Origin of the sequence: Pseudomonas machongensis, assembly GCF_034961125.1 — a bacterium.
In the GTDB taxonomy this organism is placed as follows: Bacteria; Pseudomonadota; Gammaproteobacteria; order Pseudomonadales; family Pseudomonadaceae; genus Aquipseudomonas; species Aquipseudomonas machongensis.
The window spans coordinates 1-8,271 of sequence record NZ_JAYFUI010000137.1 but is presented as its reverse complement, the minus strand read 5'-3'; the positions used below and the strand labels follow the sequence as shown (position 1 = coordinate 8,271).

At 64.8% G+C, this 8,271-nt stretch carries 10 protein-coding genes; 5 read left to right on the top strand and 5 right to left on the bottom strand.

The genetic code is table 11. The annotated features are described in order from the left end of the window. Positions 1-482: STAS domain-containing protein (locus VA602_RS14285; protein ID WP_323453527.1), on the top strand; the 482-nt coding region annotated here is incomplete at its 5' end. 3 nt (positions 483-485) lie between these two features. Here VA602_RS14285 and aroE read toward each other — a convergent pair. Continuing rightward, a complete protein-coding gene (aroE, locus tag VA602_RS14280) occupies positions 486-1,310 on the bottom strand; it encodes a shikimate dehydrogenase (protein WP_323453526.1) in 825 nt (274 codons plus the stop codon). 25 nt (positions 1,311-1,335) lie between these two features. Further along, positions 1,336-2,247, bottom strand: coding sequence for an oxygen-dependent coproporphyrinogen oxidase (gene hemF, locus VA602_RS14275; RefSeq protein WP_054893403.1), 912 nt, complete (start codon positions 2,245-2,247; stop codon positions 1,336-1,338). 133 nt (positions 2,248-2,380) lie between these two features. On the opposite strand from hemF, the gene VA602_RS14270 reads away from it, so the two are divergent. Continuing rightward, positions 2,381-3,358, top strand: coding sequence for an NADPH:quinone reductase (locus VA602_RS14270; RefSeq protein WP_063541948.1), 978 nt, complete (start codon positions 2,381-2,383; stop codon positions 3,356-3,358). 168 nt (positions 3,359-3,526) lie between these two features. Here the strand turns inward: VA602_RS14270 and VA602_RS14265 are convergent, their stop codons facing one another. The 3 genes from VA602_RS14265 to dprA all read right to left on the bottom strand — a co-directional run bounded on the left by VA602_RS14265 (position 3,527) and on the right by dprA (position 6,010). Next, positions 3,527-3,829 carry a hypothetical protein gene (locus tag VA602_RS14265; RefSeq protein ID WP_323453525.1) on the bottom strand — a complete coding sequence of 101 codons (303 nt, stop codon included), beginning with the start codon at positions 3,827-3,829 and terminating at the stop codon, positions 3,527-3,529. A gap of 488 nt (positions 3,830-4,317) precedes the next feature. Further along, positions 4,318-4,875: an L-threonylcarbamoyladenylate synthase gene (locus tag VA602_RS14260; RefSeq protein ID WP_063541944.1), complete on the bottom strand. Its 558-nt coding sequence runs from the start codon at positions 4,873-4,875 to the stop codon at positions 4,318-4,320. 37 nt (positions 4,876-4,912) lie between these two features. Continuing rightward, the gene (gene dprA, locus VA602_RS14255; RefSeq protein WP_323453524.1) at positions 4,913-6,010 is read right to left on the bottom strand and encodes a DNA-processing protein DprA; all 1,098 of its coding nucleotides are present in this window, start codon (positions 6,008-6,010) and stop codon (positions 4,913-4,915) included. Between the two features lie 208 nt (positions 6,011-6,218). Here dprA and def point away from each other — a divergent pair, with 208 nt between their 5' ends. The 3 genes from def to VA602_RS14240 all read left to right on the top strand — a co-directional run. Next, positions 6,219-6,725 (top strand): peptide deformylase, encoded by a 507-nt coding sequence (def, locus tag VA602_RS14250; RefSeq protein ID WP_054893037.1) that lies wholly within the window; start codon positions 6,219-6,221, stop codon positions 6,723-6,725. Between the two features lie 60 nt (positions 6,726-6,785). Further along, positions 6,786-7,718, top strand: coding sequence for a methionyl-tRNA formyltransferase (gene fmt / locus VA602_RS14245; RefSeq protein WP_153774301.1), 933 nt, complete (start codon positions 6,786-6,788; stop codon positions 7,716-7,718). Then, positions 7,715-8,271, top strand: a 557-nt coding sequence (locus VA602_RS14240) for a transcription antitermination factor NusB (RefSeq protein WP_323453523.1), incomplete at its 3' end; no start/stop codon positions are given. The genes fmt and VA602_RS14240, both read left to right, overlap by 4 nt.

Here is an 8,271-nt window from a genome sequence, read left to right as displayed (position 1 = left end):
TGCTGATTTGTTGGGGGCTGGTGGATCACAAGGCGATTCGCGCGCTGTTCCGCGTCAGTCGTTCGGAGTTCCTGGTGATGGCGCTGACCGCTGCGGCGACTCTATTGCTGGAGCTGCAGACGGCGATCTATGCGGGAGTGCTGGCGTCGCTGTTCTTCTACCTCAAGCGCACCTCGCGGCCACGGGTGCAGCAGAGCCGTGAAGGGGAGGCGGACGTGCTGCGGGTCGGTGGCTCGATCTTCTTCGGTGCCGCGCATTACCTGCAGGTGCGCCTGCAGCGCTGCCAAGGGCCGCATGTGGTGATCGACGCGCGGCAGATCAACTTCATCGACTATTCGGGTGTGGATATGTTGCATCGCGAGGCGCGCCGGCTGGCGCGCAATGGCGGCAGCCTGACCCTGCATCGGGCCAGGCCCCAGGTGGTGGAGGAGTTGCAGAAGCTGGAGGGGATCGACGGGTGTCCGATCAGGTTCGAGGAGTAATCCCTACCCCCGCGCCAACTGCCTCCGCAATTCATCCAGCACCGGCCCGGTCTCAGGCCGAATCCCGCGCCAGACGTAAAACGCCTCGGCCGCCTGCTCGGCGAGCATTCCCAGCCCATCCAGCACTTTCGCCGCCCCAAGCTTCGTCGCCCACTGGCAGAACGGCGTCGGCTCCTTGCCATACATCATGTCGTAGCACACGGTGCGACCGGCCTCGACCAGACTCTCGGCGATCGGCGGCAACTCCCCCGAAAGGCTCGCCGAGGTGGCGTTGATGATCACGTCCACCGGCTCCTGCAGCCAGGCAAAACCGCTGGCGACCACCGGCCCGAGTTGATCGAATTCGCGCGCCAGCTGCTCGGCCTTTTCCACCGTACGATTGGCGATCACCAGCGATTGCGGCTTATGCGCCAGGATCGGCTCCAGCACGCCACGCACCGCACCACCTGCGCCGAGAATCAGGATGCGCTTGCCCACCAGCGTGACCCCGGCATTCACCGTCAGGTCGCGCACCAGGCCTGCGCCATCGGTGTTGTCGCCCTGCAGCGTGCCATCGGCCAACAAGGTCAGCGTGTTGACCGCGCCCGCGCGTTGCGCCCGTGGCGTGAGGCTGTCGCACAGGCGGTACGCCTCTTCCTTGAACGGCACGGTCACGTTGGCGCCGCTGCCCTGCTTGAAGAAGCCGCGGGCGCAGTCGCTGAACTCGTCCAGCGGCGCCAGCAGGGTGCTGTATTCCAGATCCTGGCCGGTCTGCTCGGCGAACAGGCGGTGGATCAGCGGCGACTTGCTGTGGCCGATGGGGTTACCGAAAACGACGTACTGGTCCATGAGAAATCCTCGGTTATCCACAGATTTACTGGCCGAGCCAGTCGCGGTCCTGCAGGAAGTACTCGGTCAGGCGCGCTTCCTCGCTGCCAGGGGTGGCCTTCCAGTCGTAGCCCCAACGAACCTGCGGCGGCAACGACATGAGGATCGACTCGGTACGCCCGCCGGATTGCAGGCCGAACAGCGTGCCGCGGTCGTAGACCAGGTTGAACTCGACATAGCGCCCACGGCGATATTCCTGGAATTCGCGCTGCTGCGCGGTGTAGGGGGTGTTCTTGCGCCGCTGCACGATTGGTAGGTAGGCCTCGATGTAGGCATCGCCGATGGCGCGGATGAAGGCGAAGCAGGTGTCGAAATCCCACTCGTTCAGGTCATCGAAGAACAGCCCGCCAATGCCACGGGGTTCGCCGCGGTGCTTGAGGTGGAAGTAGCGGTCGCACCAGGCCTTGTAGCGCGGGTACACGTCGGCGCCAAAGGGGGCACAGGCCTGTTCGGCGACGCGGTGCCAGTGGATGCAGTCTTCCTCGTTGCCGTAGTACGGGGTCAGGTCGAAGCCACCGCCGAACCACCACACTGCCTCTTCGCCCTCTTTCTCGGCGATGAAGAACCGCACGTTGGCGTGGGACGTCGGCACATGCGGGTTGTACGGGTGAATCACCAGCGACACGCCCAGCGCCTCGAAGCCACGCCCGGCCAGCTCCGGACGGTGCGCGCTGGCCGACGGCGGCAGGCCTGCGCCGAACACGTGGGAGAAGTTGACCCCGCCTTTCTCGATCAGCTTGCCCTCGCCGATCACCCGGGTGCGACCACCGCCGCCAGCATCGCGAACCCAGGCGTCCTCGACGAAGCGGGCGCCGCCGTCCTCGGTTTCGAGGGCGGCGCAGATGCGGTCTTGCAGGTCGAGCAGATAGGCCTTCACGGCCTCGGTACGGCTGGTCATCGGGTCACCTGGGAGGGGCAGGGAGGAATTCGCCGCGTAGCATACCACCGGCCAGCGCCGCGCCGCAGTTGACGGCAGTCAAGCAAAGGCGTCCGATAGAGGGCCTTTGCGATGACGACAACAGGAGTGTGTGATGGCCAAGCGTATTCAGTTCAGCCAGCATGGCGGCCCGGAAGTCCTGCAGCTCGTGGACTTCGAACCGACACCGCCCGGCCCGCAGCAGGTGCGCGTGCGCAACCATGCGATCGGTCTGAATTTCATCGATACCTATTTCCGTGGCGGGCTCTACGCGCCGCCATCACTGCCTTCAGGCCTGGGCACCGAAGGTGCGGGTGTGGTCGATGCGGTGGGCGAGGGCGTCACCCGCTTGAAGGTCGGCGACCGCGTCGGCTACGGCGGCGGGCCGCTGGGCGCCTATGGCGAATACCACACCCTGCCGGAAGCGAACCTGGTGAAGCTGCCTGACAGCATCAGCTTCGAGCAGGCTGCGGCCGTGATGCTCAAGGGCCTGACCACCCAGTACCTGCTCAAGCAGACCTACGCGGTGCAGCCCGGCGACTTCATTCTGTTCCACGCCGCAGCAGGTGGCGTCGGCTCGCTGGCCTGCCAATGGGCCAAGGCCTTGGGCGCCAAGCTGATCGGCACTGTCAGCTCGCCCGAAAAAGCCGAACGCGCCAAGGCGCTGGGGGCCTGGGCGACCATCGACTACAGCCATGAAGACGTGGCCAAGCGGGTGCTGGAGCTGACCGAAGGCAAGAAGTGCGCGGTGGTGTATGACGGCGTGGGTGCCGACACCTGGCTGACTTCGCTCGACTGCCTGCGCCCGCGTGGCTTGATGGTGAGCTTCGGCAATGCCTCCGGCGCGGTGAGTGGCGTGAACCTGGGAATTCTGTCGCAGAAGGGCTCGCTGTACGTGACCAGGCCGACCCTGGCCAGCTACGCCAATAACGCCGAGAACACCCAGGCCATGGCCGATGACCTGTTCGCAATGATTGCCAGTGGCAAGCTGGTGGTGGATATCCAGCAGCGCTATCCGTTGAGCGAGGCGGCGAAGGCGCAGGAAGCGTTGTCGGCGCGCCAGACGGTGGGGTCGACGGTGCTGTTGCCCTGAGGGCCCCATCGCGGGACAAGCCCGTTCCAACAGGTTCAGCGCCGTTCATGCGTGCCGCGCGGTTCCTGTAGGAGCGGGCTTGCCCGCGAAAAGCACACCGCGGTGGATGCCACCCGGCGGTTCGTCGCCCCGACAAGCCCGCTCCAACCGAGGGCTCTGCTCAAGTCATCAGGCTTGGGGGCTACCCGCAGACTCGATCCCATCCAGCATCGCTTCGACCAGGCCCTCTGCCAGCTCGATGGCATACAGGCTCGACCAGAACATGCCCCGACCGCCGTCGCTCAGGTGGTCAACGGCTTTGATGCCAGTGTCGTAGGCACAGCGCAGGTAGAGGGCGACGTGGACCAAGGCGTCGTGGGGTTCGATGTCGGGGTTGACGGTGAAGAGCGGGGGATGGCCGGCGTCGCAGCGGCCGAAGGGGTGGGCGGTGGTTTTGGGGAGTGGTGGATCAGGAATCAGCTTATCGGTCATGTCATTTCTCGCTCGATATTTGCTGACACAACACTCGTTACCACACGAATGAGGGTGGCAGCTGTACACGGGGTGGTAAGCCGGAGGAGAAAAGACAAAGACCCCGGTAGGCCCGAAGGCCTCCCGCGTACAGCCGCCATGACGGCATTGTCTTTCTCAGTTTTCCCGGGTTACCACACCCGATCGCCAAGTTGTTCGGCGACGGTCTGGAGCCTAGAGGTAGACGTTCCCACTGAGAAGGTAATGGCGGTCGACAGGCTGCGTAGGATATTTCCCTAAGTCAGAAATGTGCAGTCTTGAGGATCAGAATCAGAAAACCCTGATGAGCGGTGCCTCTCTCCCTTGAGGAGCAACTGTCTTGCTCAAAATCTAAAGGTCAGCCCAATCCCCTGTGGGAGCGGGCTTGTCCCGCGAACACCGGCAGAGCCGGTGCCATGCACCGCGGTGGCCTTTTCGCGGGCAAGCCCGCTCCTACAAGTGTCGAACAATCAACCCGGCCGCACTACTTCGCCCGTGACCAGATCGCGAATCACACTCGGATTCCTGCGTCCGCCCAGCGCGCCGCCAAGCACCAGGTCCAGCTGGTTGTGGAAATACTGCTCGACCCGCAACCGGCTCTTGGCCGCCGGCCGCCCGGCCGGGTTGGCGGAGGTGGAGATCAGCGGCCCCACCAGCGCGCACAGCTCGCGCACCTGCGGATGATCGCTGACCCGCAGCGCCACGGTGTCGTGCTGGCCGGTCACCCATTCGGGCAACAGATCCTGGTGCGGCACCAGCCAGGTGTTCGGGCCCGGCCAGGTGCTGCCCATGCGATCGATCCAATCTTCGGGGAAATCCTCGAACAGGAAGTCGAACTGGCGGATGTTGTCGGCGACCAGAATCAGGCCTTTATCCACAGGGCGTGACTTGAGCGCCAACAGGCGGTACACCGCGTCTTCGTTCCACGGGTCGCAGCCCAGGCCCCAGACCGCTTCCGTTGGATAGGCGATCACCGCACCCGCCTTCACCTCACGCGCGGCTTGTTGCACACGCCAACTGCTCACCATTGCTGTCTCTCCGCTTTAAGCCTGATGCGCAGTGTACTTAGGCGGAACGGGCAAACCAACGTCCGGCTTCACTGCTGACCCGTCCTTCGAGTTCGAGCTCGGTCAGACTGGCCAGTACCTGGGTCAATGGCAGCCCGCTGCTGTGGGCGAGGCCCTCGCTGGTCTGCGGAGCGGCATGCAGCAACGCCAGCAGTGGATGACCCGGTTTCTCCACAGACGCGGGTGGCAGGTTCTGCCAACCGCGCAGGCTGTCGAGGATCTGCCCGACACTCTCCACCAGCAGCGCACCATCGCGAATCAGTTGATGGCAACCCTTGGCGCCCGGGTGGTGAATGGAGCCGGGAATCGCATACACCTCCCGTCCCTGTTCGGCTGCCAGCCGGGCCGTGATCAACGAGCCGCTGGCCAGGCTGGCCTCCACGACCAGCACGCCGAGCGACAGGCCGCTGATGATCCGGTTGCGCCGCGGGAAGTTACCGGCCAGTGGTCCGGCGTCCAGCGGGTACTCCGAAACCAGCGCGCTGCCGCTGTCGATCATGGCCCGTGCCAAGTCGCGATGGCGCTGTGGATAAAGTTTTTGCAACCCTGTGCCGAGCACCCCGATCGTGTGGCCGCCGGCGTTCAGCGCAGCCCGATGAGCGGCGCCGTCGATACCCAGTGCCAAGCCGCTGGTGATGGTGAACCCGGCCTGAGCCAGGCAACGGGAAAACGCACCGGCCGTATCCAGCGCCGGGGGTGAAGCACGCCTGCTGCCCACGATCGCCAACTGCGGCCGTTCGAGCAGGGCAGGGTCGCCGGCCACGAAAAGCAAAGGCGGCGGATCGTCTATCTCGGCCAGCAATGCCGGGTATCCAGGGCCGTCCCACATCAATAAACACTGGCCCGGACGCTCTAGCCAGGCCATTGCAGCCAATGCGCCATCGCGTACTTGCGCACTGCGCCGGGCGTCTATACTGGAAGCCTTCAGGCCTAGAGCACGCCACGCGCTGGCCGGGGCACTGAGTGCCGAAGAGGCGCTGCCGAATGCTTCGATGAGGGTATGGAAACGACGCAAGCCAATATCGGGAAGGCGATGCAGACGCAGCCGCGCCTCCAGTTCCGCCGGAGTGCAAGGCGACGAGCGGGATGGGTTCATGGTGGATCGTCCTTGATCGGCAGGAGGCCAATGAAGCGGCACATCCTGTGGATAACTTTGTGAGTAACACTTTGAAAAGCTGTCGATCAAAACGGCAGCTATCAAGCCCATAGAGACCCTAGCCAAGCTTCACAGGTGCCGAACGCTCCATTTCCCTTTATTATGTGTGCTCAGTTTTCAACCAAACGCACAGTGACTGCCTGACCCTATGGCCATCTTGAACATCCTCGAATTCCCCGACCCGCGCCTGCGCACCCTCGCCAAACCGGTAACGGAGTTCGACGACGCCCTGCAGCAGCTGATCGACGACATGTTTGAAACCATGTACGAAGCGCCCGGCATCGGCCTGGCCGCGACCCAGGTCAACGTGCACAAGCAGGTCGTGGTGATGGATCTTTCCGAAGATCGCAGCGAACCGCGAGTGTTCATCAACCCCAGCGTCGAAGAGCTGACCCACGACATGGGGCAGTACCAGGAAGGCTGCCTGTCGGTGCCAGGCTTCTACGAGAACGTCGACCGCCCGCTGCGCGTGCGGGTCAAGGCCCAGGATCGCGACGGCAAGCCCTACGAGCTCGAGGCCGAGGGCCTGCTGGCGGTGTGTGTGCAGCACGAGTTCGATCACCTCAACGGCAAGCTGTTCGTCGACTACCTGTCTCAGCTCAAACGCGACCGGATCAAGAAGAAGCTGGAAAAGCAGCACCGCCAGCAAGCCTGATCCCCACCTTCCAGAAGGCTTGCTCCGGCAAGCCTTTTTCTTTTTTGAAGCGAGAACTCCATGCGCATCGTCTTCGCAGGCACCCCAGAGTTTGCCGCCGAACACCTCAAGGCCCTGCTCGACAGCCCTTACGAAATCGTGGCTGTCTACACCCAGCCCGACCGTCCCGCCGGCCGGGGCCAGAAGCTCATGCCGAGCGCGGTCAAAGCCCTCGCATTGGCCCATCACGTACCGGTGTACCAGCCACAGACCCTGCGCAATGCCGACGCGCAGGCTGAACTCGCCGCACTGAAACCGGACCTGATGGTGGTGGTCGCCTACGGCCTGATCCTGCCGCAGGCGGTGCTGGATATCCCGCGCCTTGGCTGCATCAACAGCCACGCTTCCCTGCTGCCACGCTGGCGCGGTGCGGCGCCGATCCAGCGCGCCGTCGAGGCCGGTGATGCCGAGAGCGGCGTAACCGTGATGCGCATGGAAGCGGGCCTGGACACCGGCCCCATGCTACTCAAGGTCACCACACCGATCAGCGCCGACGACACCGGCGGCAGCCTGCACGACCGCCTCGCCCAACTGGGCCCTGGCGCCGTGGTGCAAGCCATCGCCGGCCTTGCCGACGGCAGCCTGCAGGGCGAGGTGCAGGACGACGCCCTGGCCACCTATGCACACAAGCTGAACAAGGATGAGGCACGTCTGGACTGGAGCCGCCCGGCCGTGGAGCTGGAACGCCTGATCCGCGCCTTCAACCCCTGGCCGGTGTGCCACAGCACCCTCGACGGCGAAACCGTGAAGGTGCTGGGCGCGAACTTGTCCACAGGCAAAGGTGAGCCAGGCGAGATCCTCAGTGCCAGCAAGGACGGCCTGGTGGTCGCCTGCGCTGACGGCGCCCTGAGCCTGACCCGCCTGCAACTGCCCGGTGGCAAGGCCCTGGCCTTCAGCGACCTGTTCAACAGCCGCCGCGAGAAGTTCGCAAGCGGCAAGGTGCTCGGCCAATGAACCCACGCCTGGCTGCCGCCCGCGCCCTGGCTGCCGTGCTCAGCGGCAAGGCCTCGCTCAACAGCTCGCTGCCCGCGCAACTGGACAAGGTCGAGGAGCGCGACCGCGGCCTGACTCAGGACCTGGCCTTTGGCACCGCCCGCTGGCAGCCGCGCCTGGACCTGCTTGCCGCACAACTGCTGCAAAAGCCGTTCAAGGCCGCCGACGCCGATGTACAGGCGCTGCTGCTGGTCGGCCTGTACCAGCTGTTCTACACACGTATTCCGGCCCACGCCGCCATCGGCGAAACCGTCGGCTGCGCCGACAAGCTCAAGAAGCCTTGGGCCAAGGGCCTGCTCAACGCCGTGCTGCGCCGCGCCCAACGCGAGGGCGAGGAACTGCTCGCCGGCATGGAGCGCGACCCCGTGGTCCGCACCGCCCACCCGCGCTGGCTGCAGAAGTCGCTCAAGGCGTTCTGGCCGGAGCAATGGGAAGCCATCTGCGCCGCCAATAACGCCCACCCGCCGATGATCCTGCGGGTCAACCGCCGTCATCACAGCCGTGATGCGTATCT